The organism is Solibacillus sp. GQ1 (assembly GCF_059758555.1).
The window spans coordinates 77,669-99,503 of sequence record NZ_JCAXEX010000005.1; the positions used below are offsets into that span (position 1 = coordinate 77,669).

Sequence of the window (21,835 nt, forward strand, 5' to 3'; positions counted from 1 at the left end):
CTCTCTTAGAAGAAGCCTAAGCGGTTTTCATCATAGCTTACTAAAAGGTTTTTCGTTTGTTGATAGTGGCTTAACATCATTTTATGGTTTTCGCGTCCTACACCACTCATCTTGTAGCCGCCAAACGCCGCATGTGCCGGATATGCATGGTAGCAGTTCGTCCATACACGTCCTGCCTGAATGCCGCGGCCGAAGCGGTAAGCGGTATTCATATCACGTGTCCAAACACCTGATCCCAATCCGTATAATGTATCATTTGCGATTTCCAAAGCTTCTTCTTTCGTTTTAAATGTTGTTACAGCAACAACCGGACCGAAGATTTCCTCTTGGAAAATACGCATTTTATTATGACCTTTAAATACAGTCGGTTTAATATAGTAGCCTTCTGCATAGTCGCCGCCTAAATCATTTTTCTCGCCGCCGATTAAGCATTCCGCGCCCTCTTCTTTACCGATTTGTAAATAAGATTGGATTTTCTCCATTTGTTCTGATGATGCTTGAGCACCCATCATTGTATCTGTATCTAAAGGGTTACCTGTTTTAATTGCTTCTACACGCTTTAATACGCGCTCCATAAATTTCTCGTAAATCGACTCCTGAATAAGTGCACGAGAAGGACATGTACATACTTCGCCTTGGTTTAAAGCAAATAATACGAAGCCTTCCACTGCTTTATCCAAGAATGCATCGTCTGCATCCATAATATCTTCAAAGAAAATGTTCGGTGATTTACCGCCCAATTCAAGAGTAACCGGAATTAGATTTTGTGATGCATATTGCATAATAAGGCGACCTGTCGTCGTCTCACCGGTAAACGCAATTTTACCAATGCGCGGATTTGAAGCTAACGGCTTTCCTGCTTCTAAACCGAAGCCATTCACAACATTCAGCACACCTGGCGGGAGTAAATCTTCAATTAGCTCAACAAGCACTAAAATGGATGCTGGTGTTTGCTCAGCCGGCTTTAATACGACACAGTTTCCTGCAGCTAAAGCAGGTGCCAATTTCCAGACAGCCATCAATAACGGGAAGTTCCATGGAATAATTTGCCCAACTACACCGATCGGCTCATGGAAGTGATATGCCACTGTATTTTCATCAATCTGACTAAGAGACCCTTCCTGTGCGCGTAAAGCACCCGCAAAGTAGCGGAAGTGATCAATGCCCAAAGGTAAATCTGCATTCAATGTTTCACGTACTGCCTTACCGTTATCCCATGTTTCTGCAACGGCCAGCATTTCTAAATTTTGTTCCATACGATCTGCAATTTTAAGTAAAATATTCGAGCGCTCAGTTGCTGATGTCTTACCCCAGGCATCCTTTGCTGCATGTGCTGCATCTAAAGCAAGCTCGATATCTTCTTCCGTAGAACGCGCCACTTGGGTAAATACTTTACCAGTTACAGGGGTAATATTGTCGAAGTACTCCCCTTTTACTGGCGGTGTCCATTTACCACCGATAAAGTTGTCGTAACGCTCCTTGAAATTTACTAATGCGCCATCCGTGTTTGGATTTTGATACACTGCTGCCATTGAAATCTCTCCCCTTTGCACAAATTATGGTGACCATACCTTCTCGTTAAAAGGAGTGCTGAAATTCATGCTGTAAAGCTCACTCTTCTGTGAGAGGTATCTTCATCTATTATATTGTCAGAAAAGTGGAATCATTTCAAATATTAAACTACAATTTTCTGATTATTTTATTATTCTCTACTCTGTTATACTGAAAATGAAGAGAATACTATAATAAAAATGTATAAAATGGGTAAATTCCAGTAAAGATAAGTTTGTTCATTATATAATCAAGCGTCATTTTGAACGAAGTATTACAAAATTACAGATAAACTCATGTATACTGAAGATATTCTATTAGTAGGTGAAAAATTATGAGAATCAATAAATTTTTAGCAGAAACAGGCATCGTGTCCCGTCGCGGTGCAGATAAATGGGTAGAAGACGGCCGTATAAAAATCAATGGGGTTGTTGCGACAAACGGCAGCCAAGTTGAAACAGGCGATGAAGTATTAGTTGATGGCAAGCCTGTAAAAAGACAGGAAGAATTAGTCTACATTGTACTGAATAAGCCTGTTGGAATTACGAGTACAACGGAAAAGCATATCGAAGGAAATGTTGTGGATTTTATAAACCACCCGCTCCGTATTTTCCATATCGGACGTCTGGATAAGGATTCAGAAGGATTACTGCTTCTTACGAATGATGGAGATATCGTCAACGAAATTTTACGAGCAGAAAATCACCATGAAAAGGAATATGTTGTGCAGGTAGACAAGCCGATTACCGATCAATTTATTCGTGACATGAGCTCGGGCGTGGAAATTTTAGATACAACGACATTACCTTGCCGAGTAGAAAAGGTTTCCTCAAAAGTATTTAAAATTATTTTAGAGCAAGGATTAAATCGTCAAATTCGCCGTATGTGTTCTGCTCTTGGCTATTCTGTACAGCGATTACAGCGCATTCGTATTATGAATATTCATATCGGGAATTTAAAAGTCGGACAGTGGCGTGACCTTACAGATAAAGAAAGAAATGAACTGTTCCAATTACTGAGCTACACACCAAAGCAATAAGGAATGTTCTCCTATTGTGAACATTCCTTTATATGCAAAGGGGGTATCATCATGCTGACAATTAAACCAACTGAAAACTTAACAGGATTAACGGTAAGTGGAGATTATTGGGATTTAGATGATATTATTCATGCAATTTATGAAGTGATTGGGGAAGAAAAGCGCTACTTTCATTATGAGGGTGTAAGACAGCGCTTATTATCATTTTGTTTGAAAATGCGCCAGGCTTCCAAAGGTGAACACCATATTGATTTCGTGCCAAATGGTATGAATAAAGAGACGAAAAAGAAAATGAATGCCATTATCCCTGAGCGAAATATTTATTACGGGGTAAATTTTTTATTACCTGAGCTTGTTTTTGCAGCACTGGCATTAAATGATTTCATTTCTCTTTATAAACAGACTATTAATAATTCAGAGTGGAGCATCGCTGTTACATCGGTTCGTAAATTCCAAGCACTTGTTGCTGACGCGATCGCCTCTTTCATGACAAAGGAGCATTACGTAGCATTTTTAACGAGGCTTCATACAAAATCACCTTTGTTCCATCAGTATGCAACACAGTATGTTGATATTTTAAATTTGGAGTATTTATCATTAACTAAAGAGGAACGTGCAGCACAAATTACTTCGTTTGCTTTACGCTTTTTAACAGAGGATGAGACGTATAAAGTACTCATTCAGCAGCTTTTAGGGGTGACAAGTATTTCAAAGCAATCTTTCCATGAAGTCGAGCTTACATTTAAATATCCAGAAGAGGATACAATCGTTTGGTAGCCTTTGTAGGGGCCTATAAAGATACCGCATCTAAAACCAAAACCACCATTTCCCTTTGAGAGGAAAATGGTGGTTTTTTGCTGTAACCTGTCTCTTATTGTTTCTCTTCACTTTTCCCAGGGAAGAAACTGCTTCTTTCCCCATCCTAATTTATAATCCGCCTAAATAAGCGGCTCTTACTTCATCGCTTTCCTGTAGTTCTTTTGCTGAACCTGTCAGTACGATTTTGCCTGTTTCCAAAACATAGGCACGGTGGGCAACGGATAATGCCATATGTGCATTTTGCTCTACAAGCAGTACGGTCACGCCTTCTTTGTTGACCATTTCGATAATGTTGAAGATGTTTTTTACCATGAGCGGAGCAAGACCCATTGATGGCTCATCCATGATAATCAGCTTTGGCTTAGCCATTAGAGCCCGGCCCATCGCAAGCATCTGCTGTTCACCGCCTGACAACGTACCTGAAAGCTGCTTGCGTCGTTCTAACAGACGAGGGAATAACTCAAATACATGATTTAAATCCTTTTTTATAGCCTCTTTGTCATTTCGTAAATAGGCACCCAATTCCAGATTTTCTTCCACTGTCATATTTGAGAATACACGACGACCTTCAGGTACATGTGAGATTCCTGCCTTTACAATCGATTGTGCCGGCTTTCCATCAATTGCCGCACCTAAATATTCAATTGAACCGCGCTTTGGTTTCAGTAAACCTGAAATTGTTTTTAGTAATGTGCTTTTCCCTGCTCCATTGGCACCGATCAGTGTAACAATTTCACCTTCTTTTACTTCGAGGGAGATTCCTTTTAATGCTTGGATATTACCATAGAAAACATCGATATCATTGATTATTAGCATATTATTCTGTAACCTCCTCACCTAAGTACGCTTCAATTACTTTAGGGTTTGAACGTATTTCTTCAGGTGTCCCATCAGCAATTAATTGTCCGTGGTCAAGCACGTAAATCCGTTCGCAAATACCCATAACTAAGTTCATATCATGTTCGATTAATAAAATTGTTAAATCAAATTCTTTCCGAATGAAGGCGATAAGCTCCATTAAATCATGTGTTTCCTTTGCATTCATTCCGGCTGCAGGCTCATCCAGCAATAATAGCTTTGGTGCAGCAGCCAATGCCCGGGCAATTTCCAGGCGACGCTGCATTCCGTAAGGCAAGTTTTTCGCAAGCTCATCCCGGTATACATCAAGTCCAAAAATTTTCAAGAATGCTAATGACTCCTGTTCCATTTTCTCTTCGCCACTAAAGTGACTCGGTAAACGGAAAATGCTTGAAACTAAATTATGTTTTGCCAATCCATGGTTAGCGACCTTTACATTATCCAGTACAGATAACTCTTTAAATAGGCGAATATTTTGGAATGTCCGGCTAATACCTTGGCGTGTCACCTTATATGGATCCAGGCCGCCAATTGCTTTTCCGTTGAATAGAATTGTCCCTTCCGTTGGTGTATATACCCCTGTCAGCATATTAAATGTGGTTGTTTTCCCTGCGCCATTCGGGCCGATTAAACCTATCAACTCTCCTTGATTCAAATGCATTTCTACATTTTGAACAGCCTTTAAACCCCCAAACTGAATACCTAGCTTTTCTACTTTTAGAAGTGCACTGCTCATACGCGAGTACCTCCTTTTTTACCAAACTTGAAGTATGCTGTGATTTCTTTTGAACCTAATAAACCTGTAGGTCGATAAAGCATAACTAATATTAAAATCAGTGAGTAAATAATCATCCGCGTTTCCGGGAAGTCCTGTAAATACGTAGAGACGAATGTCAGTAATACTGCTGCAATAACAGAACCAGATAAACTGCCTAATCCGCCCAATACGACGAATATTAAAATATCAAATGACTTTAAAAACCCGAATGCTGTCGGCTGAATAATATAATAGTTATGGGCATAGATGGCACCCGCCACTCCAGCGAAGAACGAACCAATTGCAAATGCGACAACTTTGTAATAGGTTGTGTTAATGCCCATTGCGTCAGCCGCAATTTCATCTTCACGTATGGAAATACACGCACGACCATGACGTGAATTCGTAAAGTTCGAGATGACGAGAATTGTAATGAATGTCGCAAAAAATGCATATGTCCATGTTGACTGATGGGCAACTTGCAAGCCTGCTGCACCACCTACATAGTCCGTATTCACAAATACAATTCGAATAATTTCAGCAAACCCTAGCGTAGCAATCGCCAAGTAGTCGCCTTTTAAACGAAGTGAAGGAATTCCTACAAGCAATCCGGCAAGTGCTGCGACAATAGCGCCAATTAAAATGGCTGTGATAAATGGCATGCCAAATTTCATTGTACAAATAGCCGATATGTAAGCTCCGACAGCCAGGAAACCTGCATGCCCTATTGAGAACTGACCTGTAACCCCGATAATGACATGTAAACTTACCGCCAAAATAACATTAATACACATTGCGATGAACATGTTTTGATAGTAGAACTGGATAACACCGTTGGAAATCAATAATTGAACAACTGCATAAATCACAAGTGCTAGGACGGCATAACCCCAAAAGATTTTCGATTTTTTCATGCTGTTCACCTACACTTTCTCGCGCGTATTTTTACCGAAAATACCCGCTGGACGTAATATTAGAATTAAAATCAGGATGACAAATGCGGCTGCATCTCGCCATAATGAATATCCGAGTGCCGAAACAACTGTTTCAACAACCCCTAGTACAAGACCGCCTACCATTGCTCCCGGAATAATACCAATACCACCTAAAACAGCGGCAATGAATGCTTTAATACCAGGCATAATCCCCATTAGCGGATCGATACGTGTATAGTAAATACCAAAAATTACGCCCGCAGCTCCTGCCAGTGCAGAACCAATTGCGAATGTGGCTGAAATTGTATTATCTACGTTAATGCCCATTAAGCGAGCTGCATCTGCATCATGGGATACGGCGCGCATCGCCTTACCGATTTTTGTTTTATGAACAATGAATTGTAATAAGATCATTAAGAAAATCGAAACAGATAAGATGAATATCGCCAGTGTACTGATCTGTGCACCGAAAATTTCAATATTCTTCGTTGTAAATACATTCGGATACGCCTCTGGAGAAGGACCTCTAAAGAAAATTACCGTATACTCGATTAACAGTGAGACACCAATTGCCGTAATAAGGGCTGCGATCCGAGTTGCATTACGCAGTCGTTTATAAGCGACACGCTCGATTATTACTCCAATGACAGCACATAATATCATCGCGATAATAAGGGCTAAAAAGACATTCATTTCCCAACGTGCAATGGCATAAAAGCCGATAAAAGCACCAAGCATGAAAACGTCACCGTGGGCAAAGTTGATGAGCTTAATAATTCCGTATACCATCGTATAGCCTAGTGCGATTAGTGCATAAATACTACCTAGCGAAATACCATTCACTAATTGTTGGATCCATTCCATACAGTTCACTCCTTTTTTCTCTATTAATGTATGAAAAAAAAAGGGAGGCTAGTTCCGCCCCCCTTACTCGTAAAAAATTAAGGATTAACTTTAGAGTTGAACTGTTGTTTGCCGTCTACGAATTCTAGAACTGTTGCTGATTTTACTGGGTTGTGGTTTTCGTCAACTGTGAAAGTACCTGTTACTAAGCTTAAATCTTTCGTTGCTGCAAGCTGCTTTTGAATTGCTTCGCCTGTAATGTCACCATCTACACGCTTAATCGCATCAACGATAAAGTAAATCGAATCATAACCTAATGCATGGAAAGCATTCGGTGATTTGCTGTACTCATCATTAAATGCTGTAACGAAGTCCTGAATCTTTGAATCCGGATCTTCAGATGAGTAGTGGTTAGTAATAAATGTATTATTTAACGCATCAGCACCCGCTAATTCAATTAGTGTTGGCGAGTCCCAACCATCAGCACCCATTAACGGAACGGTAATACCTAATTCACGGGCTTGTTTTACGATAATCCCTACTTCTTCATAGTAGCCAGGGATGAAAATGAAATCAGGATTTTTCCCTTTAATATTAGTTAATTGAGATTTAAAGTCTACGTCCTTTGCAACATACGCCTCTTCTGCGACTACCGAACCACCATTTGCAGAAATAGTTTCCTTAAATGATGCGGCTAAACCTTTTGCGTAATCTGAAGCATTATCCGCGAAAATTGCCACATTTTTAGCTTGTAGTTCATTTGTCGCAAAGTTTGCTGCTACCGTCCCTTGGAATGGGTCGATGAAACAAGTACGGAATGCATATTCATTTACTGTTCCGTCATCGTTTACTGTTACATTTGGTGCAGTACCTGACCCTGTCACCATCGGAACTTTATGCTGACTTGCGATTTGTACTGTTGCAACGGAGTTCCCTGAAGTAGCCGGCGCTAACATTGCCACTACTTTTTCCTGTTCTGCTAATTTCATGGCAGCAGAAGTTGCTTCCGCTGTTTCTGATTTATTGTCGACTGGAATGTACTCCAGTTTTTTTCCATCTATACCGCCTGCTGCATTAATTTCTTCAATCGCCAATTTTGCTCCATCATTAATCGATGATCCGTATGAAGCTACAGCACCTGATAATTCTAAGTTGGCTCCGATTTTAATTGTGTCGCCAGCTGCATTACTGCCGCCACCACCTGATCCTGAAGAACTAGAGGTATCATCACCGCATCCAGCTAACACCCCTGTTAATAAAGCTGTTGCCATGAATAATGAACCATACTTTTTTGTCTTTTTGTGATTTGTCATCATCATTTCCCCCTTAGTCATACTACAAATGTTTGATATTTCTGATAATTATAACCAATACCCTACATTCGCACAATCTAAATTTTCAATATTCAGAATAAATCTACGAGAATAATATAAACAATTATTCCAACTTCTGTATTGTAATCGAATACCAATTATTAGTCTAGTACGATTATTCTGTTAATTTTATGTATTTTAAATTTACAGTCTACTTTTTCTGATAATAAAAAAACGCCGTTTATTTTTCCGGAATCCGAAAAACGACGATACGTTCATTTTCATTTTTTTCATGTCGTAATTTTATATCTAAATAGCAATGAAGTGACTGCTCTTGTTGTAAATAATCCATATAGTCAGGGGATGGATAATATAAAATAATATCTACCATGCGCGGATATGACATGATGGAGTCCATAACATGCTTTATAAACTCACGAAACACATGTATTGAGAAGGGGTTGAAGAAGAAAAAGACATTATCGTGCTTTGTAATTTCATATGTTTCGGCAATGATATTCAAAAATTGAATCGGTGCTTGTTTCTTCTTTACTTTTTTTAAATACTGCTCTGCATTATGCGCGGCTTCCGTAAAAAACTTCTGATCCATTTCAATACCTATAACGGGAATATGGAAGCGATGATATATATAAATGGGCACTCGCCCTTTCCCGCAGCCGATATCTAGAAAACGTGGATTAGCTGGCAGTTCGTAGCATTCGAATAATTGTTCCAGTCCGCTGTATGGTGTTGGTTCATAGCGATGGTACTTTGCTAATTTAGGAAAACCGTATTGATAACCGGTCGTTTGGATGTTTAGCATATGATCATATTGCTGTTCGTTCATTCGTTCACCTCACTAGTTTCAAAACTTTATGTTACTATAACGTTAATTTAAATTGAAGCTGTATTTAAGCTCATGTTCAAGTAACCACTGTTTTCTCCATAAACCGCCTGCATACCCTGTAAGTTTTCCATTTTGACCGATAACCCGGTGGCATGGAACGATAATACTTATGACATTTTTGCTATTTGTCATCCCAACAGCGCGGACCGCCTTTTCATTTGCAATTTGTTGGGCAATTTCTTTATAAGAAGCGGTTTTCCCGTAAGGAACGGTTGTTAATGCTTGCCATACTGATGTTTGAAACATTGTTCCCTGTAATTTATAAAGTACCGAAAAATCTTTACGTTGGCCTTTAAAATATTCTTCCAGTTCTATTCTACAGTCTAATAAAAGCTGAGGGGTATCATTAGTTGGGAAGTTTAGAATTTCTTCTCGCTCTGCAAATAATACCGATGCTATAAAATGTTCGCTTCCTGCAATTTCAATAACACCTATTGGTGAAACATAATCTAATTTATACATCATATGCCTCCTTCCTTTCTCCAAATTTACTATAACGTAATTTCTTTATTAAAAAAAGAACCTTTAATCCGACAATGATTAAAGGTTCTTCCTATTAACAATTATGCTTTGTTTAAACCTAAAGCTTTCGTTGTTGTTTCATGCACTTCTTTTAGAAGTTCTGTATTTTCAACTAAGTTTTCACCGTAAGAAGGAATCATTTCCTTAATCTTAGGTTCCCAAGCTTTCATTTCTTCTGGGAAGCATTGGTTGATTACTTTTAACATAACAGATACAGCTGTAGAAGCACCTGGAGATGCACCAAGTAATGCTGCAATAGAACCGTCGTGTGCAGTTACAACTTCAGTACCGAATTGTAATGTACCTTTACCAGCGTCTGTGTCTTTAATAACTTGAACACGTTGACCTGCAACACTGATTTCCCAGTCATCTGACTTAGCAGTAGGAATGAATTGACGTAATTCCTCCATACGTGCTTCTTTTGAAAGAACTAATTGAGAAACTAGATATTTGCTCAATGACATTTCTTTCACACCACAAGCAAGTAGTGTCAATAAGTTATGTGGTTTGATTGATGCAAATAAATCCATATTTGAACCTGTTTTTAAGAACTTCGGAGAGAAGCCTGCAAATGGTCCGAATAATAATGATTTTTTACCATCGATATAACGAGTATCCAAGTGTGGTACTGACATCGGTGGTGCACCAACCGCTGCTTTACCATATACTTTCGCATGGTGTTGGTTCACTACTTCTTCATTGTTACAAACTAAGAATAAACCAGAGATCGGGAATCCACCGATATGTTTTGATTCAGGGATACCAGATTTTTGTAGTAACTCAAGGCTACCACCACCAGCTCCAAGGAATACAAACTTCGCAGTGTGATATTCAACTTTACTGTTTTCTTTGTTATGAACTTTTACTTCCCAAGAACCATCTTTTAAACGTTTAACATCTAAAACATTATGGTTGTAGTTTACATCCACATCTTGCTTTTGTAAGTTCGAGATTAACGTACGAGTTAACGCCCCAAAGTTAACATCCGTACCAGAATCGATTTTTGTTGCAGCAATTGGTTCACTTGAAGTACGTTCATTCATAATTAAAGGAATCCATTGTTTAAGTGTTTCAGGATCATCTGAGAATTCCATACCTTCGAATAATGGGTTCGCTGTCATTGCTGCATGACGCTTTTTAAGATACTCGACATTGCTAGCACCTTGTACCATACTCATATGTGGCAGTGGCATAATGAATTCTTCCGGTTTCTCGATTTGCTTTGTGTTAACTAAGTGTGTCCAAAATTGTAGTGAATCTTGGAATTGTGTGTTAACGTTAATCGCTTTAGTAATATCGATTGTTCCGTCTTTTTTCTCGCTTGTGTAGTTAAGCTCACATAAAGCGGCATGCCCAGTTCCGGCATTGTTTAATTCGTGAGAGCTTTCTTCACCAGCTTTAGCTAAGTTCTCAAATACTTTGATTTTCCAATCCGGTGCTAATTCTTTAAGCATTGTACCTAAAGTAGCACTCATAATTCCGGCACCAATTAAGATAACGTCTGATTTGATATGCTTGTTACTCATTTTTACCTTCCCTTACATATATATTAAGATTTTTAGAATAATGTAAGCGCTCTATTCTATTATCGACAACCCTATATAGGAGACGATTCCATTGATTCTATATCATTTATTACCTTATTGTAGTGTAACACAATTGTGAAAAGATTAAAATATATACAAACTGCGACTTCGCCAGCAAGTGAAAAGGTTGTCCTTAGCGAGCAAAGGTAAAACATTTATGAGCATATTTTGCAGAAGCTTAAAATCATTTATTTATGTTTTCTTTATTTTCTAACAACTTTTTTCTAACTATTTCGTCTATTTTAAGTTATGCTACAATGAGAAGCCTATACTTTTCATTAAATGGAATTTCTATTAATATCAACTTGAAATATCGGCAATATTTTGTAAGAATAGTAGGCATCGCTCTTTGCATAAACTATATTATAAGTACAGTTATCATAAGAAATACATGACAAATGTAAATAGTTCATAATTTAAATTAAAACTAAAATCAAATCTGAGTGAGATAAGGGGGATGTTTATGAAAATTTATACGGATAGTGGTTCTGACTTACCGAAATCATTTTTTGATAATGAAGAAGTACATCTTTTTCCGTTACGCGTATTAGTGAAGGGTGTTGAGTATGATGACATTATTGGCATCACAACTGACCAAGTATACGCGGCAATTGCTGAAGGTGAGCAACTTAAAACATCACAAGTTTCATTAGAAGTATTTATTAACGCTTTTGAGGAACTAGCAAAATCCGGTGAAGAAGGAGTTTATATTGCCTTTTCATCAGAACTGTCTGGTACATGCCAAACAGCAATTTTGGCAAAAAATCAAGTATTGGAAAGTTATCCGAACTTGAAATTAGAAGTTATTGATACGAAATGTGCTTCCTATGGTCAAGGCTTAGTAGTAAAAGAAGCCGTACGTTTAAATAAATTTGGTATTGAGTTTAATGAAGCCGTTGAAAAACTTACAACAATGGCCAATTCAATGGAACATCTGTTTACAGTAGGCGATTTAAACCACTTAGCAAAAGGTGGCCGTGTTTCAAAAGCGAGTGCTTTTATGGGTGGATTACTTAATATTAAGCCTATTTTAAATATGGATGATGGCAAGCTTGTACCAATAGAAAAAACACGTGGATTTAAAAAGGCTACGCAACGTATGATTGCCCTTATGAAAGAACGTGGAGGAGACTTTTCGAATAAAGTTGTCGGTATTTCCCACAGTAATGATGAGGAATTAATGCTAGAAATAAAAGCCGCAATTGCAGACTCATTACACCCGAAAGCAATTGAAACCACAACAATTGGTGCGGTAATCGGTGCACATGTCGGTCGAGGAACAATTGCTATTTTCTTTACGGGACAATAAGTATACATTGTAAAAGCTGCCTAGAAAATTACTTTCTAGACAGCTTTTTTTACTTAAAAGAAAAAAAGCCCTGCAAGTGCAATACCGGTAATCGCTCCTAAAGCAATGCCATAACCAAATCCAGCCCCGCCAAAGCCCCAAAATCCAATACCATAACCATTTCTATCGGGCATAATCCATACTTGGCGATTATCGACTTGTGTAATCCTACCTACATGCAGATTACCTTGATTATCTGTAATCCTTACCCGCTTCCCCTGATATTTGCAGCATAAATCATACGCCTCTTTTGGATGCATCTATTTCACTCCTTTCCTTACTTTTTTCTACTATATGTTCAAGCAATTCGCACATACGAGCGCTTCGTCTAATTCATACACTAAGAAAAAGGAGAAAATTATGCCCATTCTGGATACAAAATTATTGTTTGAAAAAACGGAGCATCGTGAGCTGGCAGCCTATCCAATCATCCAATCCATTTTCCCTCGATTTCCACCTGAGGCCGTTCAATTTGAACTTTTACAGCAGGGGCTGCTTCAACATGAGGAACTCCGCTTAACATTGGATGTTTGGCAAATATCAAAAAGACTTTTAGAGGAATTAATACTTTTATGGAACGGTCCGGATATCCCTGTTGCCATTTTGCCAATAAAAAACGGATTTGTAAAAAATGGTGTTGCCTACCCTTATGGCATTTGTTTGTATGTATCCCCTCGCGTCACAATAAAAGAACTTCATGCACTGTTTACCCATGAATATCATCATATTTGCAGGCGCAGGTTTTTAATAGAACCCCCTACATTACTTGACTCATTGCTTATGGAGGGACTGGCCGAGCATGCGGTGGAAAGCTTATATGGAGAGTATGCATTAAGTTCATGGACGAAACGGTATTCCATGGAGGAAGTATTAAATTATTGGGATACTCATTTCACCCAAGCATTGCATGTGTCAGGTTTGCATGAACATCAAGCCTTTTTATTCGGGGACTCGGCATTAAATTTACCCCCTTGGATTGGGTATTGTACCGGGTATCGATTAGTTGAAGCCTTTTTACAAAAGAAAGGTCCTTATGATGTAAAACAACTGCTCTCTATGCCTTCACTTTATTTATTAGAAGGTGCAGGATGGAAAAAGGGAGTAACCGAATAATTATTTACGGTTACTCCCTTACATATTATTTTTGAACGACTGGCTCCGGATATTCAAAGCCTTTCGTGTCAACTTCAACTGTTTTTATCTTTTGATCTTCCAGCGGTTTATCATTTTTCGCGCGTTCAGCAGCAACAATCTCATCAACTGTTTCCATTCCTTCAGTTACCTTGCCGAATGCTGCATAGTCACCATCCAAATGCGTTGCTTGCTCCGTCATTATAAAGAATTGTGAGCCTGCCGAGTCCGGATCTTGGGAACGAGCCATCGAGATTACACCTCGCTCGTGTGTTAACGTATTTTCAAATCCGTTTGAGGTAAATTCTCCTTTAATTGCATAGTCAGGTCCACCCATACCTGTACCATCCGGGTCTCCACCTTGTATCATGAAACCGGGAATGACACGATGGAAAATTAGTCCATCATAAAACCCATCTTCTACAAGGGAGATAAAATTGGCCACTGTATTAGGAGCTGTTTTTGGCTCTAGCTCAATAACGATCTTTTCATCATTTTCCATTGTGATCGTAACAATTGGATTTTCTGTAACTTTTTCAGCATAATTTACAGTGGTTTCCTGTTCTTCGTTTTCCGCCGTTTCCTTACCACATGCAGCTAAAATGACGATTAGCACTGTAAATAAAACTATTTGATAAAACTTCTTCACTCAAATTCATCTCCTTTTCCAACATAATTCCATCATACTACGGAAGTATAAATAAGAGCATCAATTGGAAGCAGTGTTTTCAATAAAAAACACCTAATCCATTGCAACTGCAATGTTTTAGGTGTTGTAGAGAACGTTATTATTCAAATTCCACAGGAAAGGAAATACTATGGTTTTAAAATAAATTTAATACTCTGATCTTCATGATCATGGAATTTCTTATAAGCTTCACTTGCCTCAGATAGCGGTACTTTATGGGTAATGATTTCAGTTGGATCAATCTTCCCTTCAGCAACCATATCATAAAGCATTTGACTGTAATGAATCGCTGGTGCCTGACCCATTTTCACGGTTACATTACGCTCAAAAATATTGCCTAGCGGGAACATATTGTATAATGAACCGTACACACCTGTCAGCTGGATGGTACCAAACTTTCGAACCGATTTTATACCAACATCAATTGCGCTCAGTGTCCCCCCCTGAAGTTTCAGCTTTTGCTGTGCCTTTTCTACAAGAGACATTTTCCCGTCCATACCCACACAGTCAATAACTACATCCGCTCCGCCATGGGTAATTTCATGTAGATGATTACCTACATCATCAAAATCATCGAAATTAAATATTTCTACATTGTTTGTGCGTTTCGCATGCTCTAAACGATAGCTTAAAGGGTCTACTACCATTACACGCTTCGCACCTTTCATCCATGCAAATTTCTGTACCATTAAGCCGATTGGTCCTGAACCTAGCACAATGACCGTATCGCCTTTTTTAACCCCCGCATTTTCTACACTCCAATAGGCAGTCGGCAATACATCAGATATAAACAGTAATGCCTCATCTTCTAGTTCACAGTTGTCTGGTACTTTAAATGGTATGAAGTTCCCGTACGGTACACGTAAATATTCCGCTTGTCCGCCCGGGAAGTCACCGTAGCGCTCAGTAAATCCAAAGTATGCACCCGAATCAATCGCCGGATTTTCGTTTGCATTATCGCATTGGCTTTCCAACTGATTTTGACAATAAAAGCATTCGCCACAAGCGACATTAAAAGGAATTACAACACGATCCCCTTTTTTAACTTTCGTTACGTCAGGTCCGACTTCTTCCACGATTCCCATTGGTTCATGTCCAATTACAAAATCCTCCCTTGCTGGCATTGCCCCGCGGTAAATATGGAGATCTGACCCACAAATTGCCGTTGAGGTAATACGTACAATAATGTCATCTGGCTTTTCAATTTTTGCATCCGGAACTTCTTTTACTTCTACTTTTTTGGCACCTTGATACGTTACTGCTTTCAAAAAGACCCCTCCTGTTGGATAAAGTATTAGAATTAAACTTCGGTAAAGTAATTCTGTAGGTTATATACCCCCCAGCACAAAAAATATACATAAAACCAACTATTGCTTAGCCGATCGACGGACAGAAAAAAACTGCTCCCCAATTGTTAGGTGTGTCTAACAATTGGGGAGCAGTTCAAATTGGATTAGTGCCCTTTATATTACGGCTGTTTAACATTATTTCGTTGCAAATAAGCTGTATAGTCTGTCCCTTCTTTTAGCGCTTTTTCCTCCATCGGAATGCGAATAGACAGGATAATGAAATTTAAAATGGTGAAACAAATAGCTGTAAAGTATGCCTGAAACATAAGAGGCAGTACAGCAATTTCTAAACATACAACTAAATAATTTGGGTGACGGATAAAAGAATACGGCCCCTTCGCTACTACATTTGCTCCCGGTAAAATAATAATTTTCGTATTCCAGAAAGATCCTAATGAAACTAGACACCAAACCCTTAACATCTGCAACAATAAAAATAAAACGAGCCAAATATAATGCGGTGTAAATTGTTCACTGAAAAATACTACTTCAATAAGGAGGCTTACAAAAAAGCTCGTATGCAGTAATATCATGAATGGATAATGAGAAGCACCTACTTCATATGCTCCTTTAGCAAGCATTAATTTTTCATTTCTCTTTGCTACAACCAGCTCTACTAATCTTTGAATAATTACAAAAGCTAGTACAATATAAAAAACCAGCTTACTCCCTCCATTCCAATAATACTACTTCTCCGCTAAAACCAGGCCCTAACGCAACCAATAGCCCTAAAGTATCCGCTCTATTTTCATTTAACATAAATTGTTCCAAAACATACAGAACTGTCGGAGAAGACATATTTCCATTTTTTTTCAATATTTCACGTGAAACATCTGTATGTTCCGTTGTTAAATTCAATGTTTCCTCATAAGCTTGTAACACTTTTTTTCCACCAGGATGTGCTACAAAATTCTCAATTTGCTCAGGAGATACATCATGCTTATTTAAAAATTCATAAATAAACGATCCAAGCCACTTTGAAATAATGACTGGAATGCTCTTTGAAAATACAACGTGCAAACCACTATTCTTTACATCCCAGCCCATAACATCTTCAGAATCCGGCATCCACTTTGAGCCACGCCCCTTAATATATGGCACCGGTACATTTTGCTCTAGCTCAACTTCATCGCCGCATACAAGGGCACAAGCAGCTCCATCAGCAAATAATGAAGTGCCTACAAGATTACTTTTAGAATAATCATCTTTCTGGAATGTAAGACTGCATAGCTCAACACACACGACAAGCACCTTTGCGTTAGGATGTGCTTTGCAATAGTCATACGCCCTACTAATACCTGCCGCTCCCCCTGCACAGCCTAGCCCCCATATTGGGATTCTAACTATTTCATTGGAAAAGGGAAGAATATTCATAACGCGAGCATCAATGCTTGGCGTAGAAATGCCTGTACTACTAATAAATATAATGGCATCTATGTCTTCGGTAGATAGATCTTGTTGTAAAAAGGATCGGTTTGTTAAACACTTTTTTATAACTTCAACACTATATTCGGTAGCCAGTTTTATATAGAGTTCATTGCGCTCTTCAAATGTATGGTCTTCGCGATACCAGTCCGGTGAAACACATAAATTACGTGTCTTTATTTCACCATTCTCAAAAACTTTTAATAACCGTTCTAACTTTGGAATTTTATGTTGGAAAAGCTCTTTCGTCAATTGCTCAATGTTCGTCTGAGCTAATGTGAAAGGCGGTGTATGAGTACTTACTGAAGCGATTTTTGGAATAGTAATTTCTCCTTATATGAGTTATTTTCTTTCAATGTATTGATAAAGCCCAAAAAATATACTGAAATAGCTGGAAATTTTGTGTTTTTGCCCATGAATAATAGCACTATCCATTAACTGGACGGTGCTACTATCATTTTTATTAACATTAGCCATAACGATTGAAAAATGACTTACCAGCCTCTTCGTTTTGAACAACCACATCCGCCGCCATGTGGTCTAAACGGTGTTCCACACATCGTATTAGTTTCGAAACACTCATTCACAACAGATTGAGTATGAGGGAAATAGTGTTGGTTGTTAATATAATGTTGGTTGACCGTTGTTAAATGTGATGGATGTACATGTGGTACCACCGTGTTTGATACGTTTCTTTGAACATATTGTCTCGTTGGTGAAATTTGCGGTGATGCATATTGAGTTGGTCCTGTTTGCGTTGGCAATTGCTGTGCATTATTGAAAAACGATTGACCTCTTTCATCATTAAATGAATTAAACCAGTTTCTATTAGCCAATTTTATCCTCCTTCCTTCATCTTGATGTATCTCTACTAACTTATGAAAGGAATTCGGAATAACCTATTTACTTGCCTATTGTTAAGAAACAAATTTTAAAAATTATGCAGTTATCTATAAAAATAGTGAAGTAACGTCGGGAAAGTAATTGTCTAGTAAAAACCTATTGAATCTTTTGTGATAGTGGCGTGGAAAGTTTTTCCCATATTTCTTTTACACCGGCTGATGCATGTCCTTTTGCATAATGGATATGCTCATTTTCCGATAATGCCAATATTGCGTCACATGCATTTCCAACTGCAATCGCAGGATAACCGAGATTGAAAAGACTGAGATCATTTTCGGAATCTCCGGCTACAACAACCTCCCCATCATACTGACATTTGTTAAGTACATATTTCAGAGCAGCACCTTTATTAATATTTGCAGGCAAAATATCTACATCTCTTTCACTGCTGAAAATAAGATCAACTGCTAAATTATGTTGCTTGATTGCTTGCTTAAGTATTTGAACTTGCGTTTTACTTGCAAAATAGGCCAATCGCCATGGTGTATCTATTGGCTGTCTGGCAATGTCGATGGATTTTGCTATCGTTTTTACCTGTTCAAAGTCTTCCTGCTTAATGTTGCCTGCCCATTCCTGATCAAGCTCATATGAGGGACCAAGGTAAATCGAAGCTCCAACATCACATATTAAAATGTCCGGTTTTGGCAGTTGTTCACGTTCGATTAAATCAATCGCGGACTGTCTATATCTTCCTGTAATATATATAAGAGATGTGTTTTCAAGTGCCAGCGTTTCCCACAATTCAGTATGCGGAACCTTTTCACTAACAATCGTATTATCTAAATCAGTTGCTAAAACACGAGGTTTAAGGTAAGGAAATGTAAGCATTTTTTCGTTCATACAGCTCCTTTACTTTGCGGGAAATAAGAGACCAGTTAAATTCTTTTAACGCATATTGTTTTGCATCACGACGCATTTTTAATAATTTAGGCGAGCTCTTTAAGAAATACGCCATGCTATCGCTTAGTTCTTGCACATTAGCTTTAGGTACATGAAGACCTGTCACTCCGGATTTAACGACATCTTTTAGTCCACCTACATGTGTCGCAATTACAGGACAACCACAAGCCTGTGCTTCTGCAGCTACCATACCAAACGATTCATAATGTGAAGGCATAATAGTTGCTAATGCACCTGAATAAAGACTCTTTAACTGTTTTTCTTTTTTGGGGCCAAGGAATAACACTCGATCTTCCATTCCTTTGATTGCTTCCTTTAGCGGTTCGCTTATAGGGCAATAGTTCTTTACATCAACTGATTCCGGACATCCACCTGCAATAAGCAACTTCACGTTATCAGGGACTTCATGCATTTCCAGCATCTGTCTGAATCCTTTTAAAAGATCAAAAATCCCTTTTGACGTTTCTAAACGGCCGGCATAAAAATAGTACGGAAATGAAATTTGTTTCTCTTCTTCGGTAGATGCCAGATACACTGGTGAAACTCCTACCGGCACAACGGATACCGCGCTTTTTTTCTTTGTAAAAACTTCAATCTGCTTCTTTTCATTTGGAGTAGTAGCAATAACTACATCCGCTTGTTCCATAATCAGTTTCTCAAAGTGCTTACGCTTACTTTCTATAAACCCTGTACCTTGCTCTTTTGCAATTGCAAGGGAATGATTTGTGTGGCACCAGTAAAATGAATATTCTTTCTGCAGATTATATGCAAGTACTCCTGACAACCAGTAATGGGTATGAACAACATCATAACTGCTAATATCCAGTCCTTCTGTCATTTCTTCATATAAACGAGGAAGTAAAGTAAACATCTGCCGCTTATCAACAAAGCCTTTTTGACCACCTGCAAAGCGGTAAACTTTACTACGCTCACCCAACTGTTCAACAGCTGGCTTTTGCTCGTCACTCCAATGTGTAACAATATCAACACTGTAACCAAGACCGTCAAGCTGCAGGGCTAAATGTTTTACATAGTTGTTTTGTCCACCTGCTTGTTTACTTCCAAGCGGAATTAAAGGGTCGCCATGATCAGAAATAAATAATATCTTTCTCAAATGAAATCTCATCCTTTCGTTCTTAAGCAGCAAATCATAGCTGTAAAACTTTACTGCTGTCTTGCTGATTTTTATTGAAATGATGGTAACTTTTAATAAATTACTCTTCATTAGCTAGGTAGAATTTATAACTTCTTAAGCTGTTCTTTATTCTCGATTGATTCAAACACCCTCACACTACCTAGCAAATAATAGAAGAGAGATTAAGGGTATTGATTTAAATATTTTTATAAAATAGGCTCGATTAATACGTACCCCATATAATAACAATTAAACAAAATATTCTAAAAAATAGTAAATATGAAACTTTACTATCATAGAAAAAAATTAAAATTAGTTTAAATTGCCTATTTTGCAGCAGTCATATATCAGTAAAGGCTTATTTAAATAACTTCAAGCGTGACCTCAATATTGCCTCTTGTTGCTTTTGAATAAGGACATACTTCATGCGCTTTATGCACCAGCTCTTCTAATTGTTCGCGCTCTATATCTGTCCCTTTCACCTGAAGCACAACACCAAGTTTAAATCCTTGATCTTGTTCATCTTTTAATAAGCTGACGTTAGCTGTAACTTCAGATGTAAATTTAACACGGGCCTTACTTGCAGTTAATTGAAGGGCACTATCAAAACAAGCAGCATACCCTGAAGCAAATAATTGTTCCGGATTGGTTGCATTTTCAATTTTTTTCGCTCGCGGTGTACCTGGCATTGCTGTTTCAAATTTTATTACCCCATCATCCGACTGTACTTTCCCTTCACGTCCTCCTGAAGCAGTTGCAATAGCAGTAAATAATTTTTCAGACATTCCACTTCCACACCTTTCAATTTTAGATACAACATACCTTTACCCGTTTTCCCCTTTTTTCAAAAGTGTTTTATGTTAATTAATTGTTAAATTCATTATTAGAAAGCAATAAATTATTCATTTAAAAGTTTTTACCGGTCGATCTATTTGCTGGGAAGAGCTGATTGGAGGCTGTGGCTGACAGGCGGAAGTTGTGTCATTAAGCCCTTCTATTTACTATTTTTATATATTGTTTTTTTCGTAACAACAGCTGTAGTGAAATCAATGCAAGTGTAGGTAATTGAGCAATTGCTTATGTTTTGAAATGTTGATGAGGGGTATCAACTTACAAGTATTCGTTGGGAGGGGATAGTAATATGTTTGGCATATCCGATCTCATTTCATTAGTCATTTCTGCATTTATTATTTTGCCTGCTGTCGTATTTCTTCGGGAGATGGGTTACGTAATTGTCAGCTGGCTGTTCGGAGTCATTGAGCCAAGAGTAACGATTGGATCTGGACGTAGAGTTTTTAAGTTTGGTATGTTCGATGTTCGCAGATACTATCATTTTTATAGCTGGTTTTCGTATGACAGATTAAAGCATGAAAATAAATTTGCCTATATTACTATTTATTCCGGACCGATTTTAATCAATCTTGTATTCGGTCTTACAATCAATTTTCTAATTGCCAACGGGGTAATTGAAGAATATAAAACATTTTGGGATCGCTTTGTTTTTTATGCATTTTATTATGTATTATTCGATGCGGTTCCGATGACTACGTTTAACGGAAAACCAAATAACGGGATGATAATTTATAAAATGATTCGCCATGGACAACGGATCGACTCGTCAAAAGAACACATTCTCCCCTCAACATCAGATGTGGAGAAAGAATATCAGGAATACATGAAAGAGATTGAAGAAAATGAAAAGAAGGTGAATAAGGATAATAATGACTAATCCGATCAGCAATTTAATTTCCGAACCAACTGTTAAATGATATAACCGTTCCGGTCAGAAAAAAGAACCAAGGCCTAAGCCTTAGTTCTTACCTCAA

Annotated in this window: 23 protein-coding genes; 5 read left to right on the forward strand and 18 right to left on the reverse strand. The window is 38.1% G+C overall.

What is annotated here, in order from left to right; translation table 11 throughout:
* Positions 1–5 precede the first annotated feature (5 nt).
* On the reverse strand, positions 6–1,532 hold the full coding sequence (adh, locus tag AC6CH1_RS16780; protein WP_251690930.1) for an aldehyde dehydrogenase: 1,527 nt from the start codon (positions 1,530–1,532) through the stop codon (positions 6–8).
* A 353-nt stretch (positions 1,533–1,885) separates the two neighbouring features.
* Between adh and rluF the strand changes: the two genes are divergently transcribed.
* Both rluF and AC6CH1_RS16790 read left to right on the forward strand, forming a co-directional pair.
* A complete protein-coding gene (gene rluF / locus AC6CH1_RS16785) occupies positions 1,886–2,590 on the forward strand; it encodes a 23S rRNA pseudouridine(2604) synthase RluF (RefSeq protein ID WP_498318556.1) in 705 nt (234 codons plus the stop codon).
* 51 nt (positions 2,591–2,641) lie between these two features.
* A complete protein-coding gene (locus tag AC6CH1_RS16790) occupies positions 2,642–3,367 on the forward strand; it encodes a DUF6904 family protein (RefSeq protein ID WP_498318557.1) in 726 nt (241 codons plus the stop codon).
* Between the two features lie 150 nt (positions 3,368–3,517).
* Here the strand turns inward: AC6CH1_RS16790 and AC6CH1_RS16795 are convergent, their stop codons facing one another.
* The 8 genes from AC6CH1_RS16795 to mqo form a co-directional block, all read right to left on the reverse strand.
* On the reverse strand, positions 3,518–4,225 hold the full coding sequence (locus tag AC6CH1_RS16795; RefSeq protein WP_251690936.1) for an ABC transporter ATP-binding protein: 708 nt from the start codon (positions 4,223–4,225) through the stop codon (positions 3,518–3,520).
* Position 4,226: 1 nt separating this feature from the next.
* Complete coding sequence (locus tag AC6CH1_RS16800; RefSeq protein ID WP_251690938.1) at positions 4,227–5,003, reverse strand: ABC transporter ATP-binding protein; 777 nt, start codon at positions 5,001–5,003, stop codon at positions 4,227–4,229.
* A complete protein-coding gene (locus tag AC6CH1_RS16805) occupies positions 5,000–5,938 on the reverse strand; it encodes a branched-chain amino acid ABC transporter permease (protein WP_014822390.1) in 939 nt (312 codons plus the stop codon). Before AC6CH1_RS16805 ends, AC6CH1_RS16800 begins: the two co-directional genes overlap by 4 nt.
* Before the next feature lie 9 nt (positions 5,939–5,947).
* Positions 5,948–6,823: a branched-chain amino acid ABC transporter permease gene (locus AC6CH1_RS16810; protein WP_251690940.1), complete on the reverse strand. Its 876-nt coding sequence runs from the start codon at positions 6,821–6,823 to the stop codon at positions 5,948–5,950.
* A gap of 77 nt (positions 6,824–6,900) precedes the next feature.
* Positions 6,901–8,115 (reverse strand): ABC transporter substrate-binding protein, encoded by a 1,215-nt coding sequence (locus tag AC6CH1_RS16815; RefSeq protein ID WP_251690942.1) that lies wholly within the window; start codon positions 8,113–8,115, stop codon positions 6,901–6,903.
* Positions 8,116–8,356: 241 nt separating this feature from the next.
* Positions 8,357–8,962 carry a methyltransferase domain-containing protein gene (locus tag AC6CH1_RS16820; RefSeq protein WP_427713681.1) on the reverse strand — a complete coding sequence of 202 codons (606 nt, stop codon included), beginning with the start codon at positions 8,960–8,962 and terminating at the stop codon, positions 8,357–8,359.
* Between the two features lie 42 nt (positions 8,963–9,004).
* On the reverse strand, positions 9,005–9,484 hold the full coding sequence (locus AC6CH1_RS16825) for a methylated-DNA--[protein]-cysteine S-methyltransferase (RefSeq protein ID WP_251690946.1): 480 nt from the start codon (positions 9,482–9,484) through the stop codon (positions 9,005–9,007).
* Between the two features lie 101 nt (positions 9,485–9,585).
* Complete coding sequence (gene mqo / locus AC6CH1_RS16830; RefSeq protein WP_498318559.1) at positions 9,586–11,070, reverse strand: malate dehydrogenase (quinone); 1,485 nt, start codon at positions 11,068–11,070, stop codon at positions 9,586–9,588.
* Between the two features lie 523 nt (positions 11,071–11,593).
* On the opposite strand from mqo, the gene AC6CH1_RS16835 reads away from it, so the two are divergent.
* The gene (locus tag AC6CH1_RS16835; protein ID WP_498318561.1) at positions 11,594–12,439 is read left to right on the forward strand and encodes a DegV family protein; all 846 of its coding nucleotides are present in this window, start codon (positions 11,594–11,596) and stop codon (positions 12,437–12,439) included.
* A 53-nt stretch (positions 12,440–12,492) separates the two neighbouring features.
* On the opposite strand, the gene AC6CH1_RS16840 is transcribed toward AC6CH1_RS16835, so the two are convergent.
* Positions 12,493–12,738, reverse strand: coding sequence for a hypothetical protein (locus AC6CH1_RS16840; protein WP_251690952.1), 246 nt, complete (start codon positions 12,736–12,738; stop codon positions 12,493–12,495).
* A gap of 100 nt (positions 12,739–12,838) precedes the next feature.
* On the opposite strand from AC6CH1_RS16840, the gene AC6CH1_RS16845 reads away from it, so the two are divergent.
* On the forward strand, positions 12,839–13,591 hold the full coding sequence (locus tag AC6CH1_RS16845; protein WP_498318562.1) for a DUF2268 domain-containing putative Zn-dependent protease: 753 nt from the start codon (positions 12,839–12,841) through the stop codon (positions 13,589–13,591).
* 25 nt (positions 13,592–13,616) lie between these two features.
* Here the strand turns inward: AC6CH1_RS16845 and AC6CH1_RS16850 are convergent, their stop codons facing one another.
* From AC6CH1_RS16850 to AC6CH1_RS16885, 8 genes are all read right to left on the reverse strand, one after another.
* Positions 13,617–14,258, reverse strand: coding sequence for a peptidylprolyl isomerase (locus tag AC6CH1_RS16850; protein ID WP_498318564.1), 642 nt, complete (start codon positions 14,256–14,258; stop codon positions 13,617–13,619).
* 167 nt (positions 14,259–14,425) lie between these two features.
* On the reverse strand, positions 14,426–15,565 hold the full coding sequence (locus AC6CH1_RS16855) for a zinc-dependent alcohol dehydrogenase (protein WP_427713670.1): 1,140 nt from the start codon (positions 15,563–15,565) through the stop codon (positions 14,426–14,428).
* A gap of 200 nt (positions 15,566–15,765) precedes the next feature.
* Positions 15,766–16,308 carry an isoprenylcysteine carboxyl methyltransferase family protein gene (locus AC6CH1_RS16860; RefSeq protein WP_427713776.1) on the reverse strand — a complete coding sequence of 181 codons (543 nt, stop codon included), beginning with the start codon at positions 16,306–16,308 and terminating at the stop codon, positions 15,766–15,768.
* Position 16,309: 1 nt separating this feature from the next.
* Positions 16,310–17,392, reverse strand: a complete 1,083-nt coding sequence (locus AC6CH1_RS16865; protein ID WP_498318604.1) for a type III polyketide synthase — start codon at positions 17,390–17,392, stop codon at positions 16,310–16,312.
* Between the two features lie 173 nt (positions 17,393–17,565).
* Positions 17,566–17,907, reverse strand: coding sequence for a CotD family spore coat protein (locus AC6CH1_RS16870; protein WP_251690962.1), 342 nt, complete (start codon positions 17,905–17,907; stop codon positions 17,566–17,568).
* Positions 17,908–18,070: 163 nt separating this feature from the next.
* On the reverse strand, positions 18,071–18,814 hold the full coding sequence (locus AC6CH1_RS16875; protein ID WP_498318565.1) for an HAD-IIB family hydrolase: 744 nt from the start codon (positions 18,812–18,814) through the stop codon (positions 18,071–18,073).
* Positions 18,780–19,988 carry a glycosyltransferase gene (locus AC6CH1_RS16880; RefSeq protein WP_251690966.1) on the reverse strand — a complete coding sequence of 403 codons (1,209 nt, stop codon included), beginning with the start codon at positions 19,986–19,988 and terminating at the stop codon, positions 18,780–18,782. Before AC6CH1_RS16880 ends, AC6CH1_RS16875 begins: the two co-directional genes overlap by 35 nt.
* A gap of 383 nt (positions 19,989–20,371) precedes the next feature.
* The gene (locus tag AC6CH1_RS16885) at positions 20,372–20,794 is read right to left on the reverse strand and encodes an organic hydroperoxide resistance protein (RefSeq protein WP_251690968.1); all 423 of its coding nucleotides are present in this window, start codon (positions 20,792–20,794) and stop codon (positions 20,372–20,374) included.
* A 356-nt stretch (positions 20,795–21,150) separates the two neighbouring features.
* Between AC6CH1_RS16885 and AC6CH1_RS16890 the strand changes: the two genes are divergently transcribed.
* Positions 21,151–21,738 (forward strand): hypothetical protein, encoded by a 588-nt coding sequence (locus tag AC6CH1_RS16890; RefSeq protein WP_427713662.1) that lies wholly within the window; start codon positions 21,151–21,153, stop codon positions 21,736–21,738.
* Positions 21,739–21,835: the final 97 nt, after the last annotated feature.

Coding starts and splice junctions, on each gene's coding strand:
- rluF (WP_498318556.1), top strand. CDS start 1,886: ATGAGAATCAATAAATTTTTAGCAGAAACAGGCATCGTGTCCCGTCGC.
- AC6CH1_RS16840 (WP_251690952.1), bottom strand. CDS start 12,738: ATGCATCCAAAAGAGGCGTATGATTTATGCTGCAAATATCAGGGGAAG.
- AC6CH1_RS16845 (WP_498318562.1), top strand. CDS start 12,839: ATGCCCATTCTGGATACAAAATTATTGTTTGAAAAAACGGAGCATCGT.
- adh (WP_251690930.1), bottom strand. CDS start 1,532: ATGGCAGCAGTGTATCAAAATCCAAACACGGATGGCGCATTAGTAAAT.
- mqo (WP_498318559.1), bottom strand. CDS start 11,070: ATGAGTAACAAGCATATCAAATCAGACGTTATCTTAATTGGTGCCGGA.
- AC6CH1_RS16835 (WP_498318561.1), top strand. CDS start 11,594: ATGAAAATTTATACGGATAGTGGTTCTGACTTACCGAAATCATTTTTT.
- AC6CH1_RS16815 (WP_251690942.1), bottom strand. CDS start 8,115: ATGACAAATCACAAAAAGACAAAAAAGTATGGTTCATTATTCATGGCA.
- AC6CH1_RS16805 (WP_014822390.1), bottom strand. CDS start 5,938: ATGAAAAAATCGAAAATCTTTTGGGGTTATGCCGTCCTAGCACTTGTG.
- AC6CH1_RS16795 (WP_251690936.1), bottom strand. CDS start 4,225: ATGCTAATAATCAATGATATCGATGTTTTCTATGGTAATATCCAAGCA.
- AC6CH1_RS16790 (WP_498318557.1), top strand. CDS start 2,642: ATGCTGACAATTAAACCAACTGAAAACTTAACAGGATTAACGGTAAGT.
- AC6CH1_RS16800 (WP_251690938.1), bottom strand. CDS start 5,003: ATGAGCAGTGCACTTCTAAAAGTAGAAAAGCTAGGTATTCAGTTTGGG.
- AC6CH1_RS16885 (WP_251690968.1), bottom strand. CDS start 20,794: ATGTCTGAAAAATTATTTACTGCTATTGCAACTGCTTCAGGAGGACGT.
- AC6CH1_RS16810 (WP_251690940.1), bottom strand. CDS start 6,823: ATGGAATGGATCCAACAATTAGTGAATGGTATTTCGCTAGGTAGTATT.
- AC6CH1_RS16890 (WP_427713662.1), top strand. CDS start 21,151: ATGTTTGGCATATCCGATCTCATTTCATTAGTCATTTCTGCATTTATT.
- AC6CH1_RS16820 (WP_427713681.1), bottom strand. CDS start 8,962: ATGAACGAACAGCAATATGATCATATGCTAAACATCCAAACGACCGGT.
- AC6CH1_RS16825 (WP_251690946.1), bottom strand. CDS start 9,484: ATGTATAAATTAGATTATGTTTCACCAATAGGTGTTATTGAAATTGCA.
- AC6CH1_RS16875 (WP_498318565.1), bottom strand. CDS start 18,814: ATGAACGAAAAAATGCTTACATTTCCTTACCTTAAACCTCGTGTTTTA.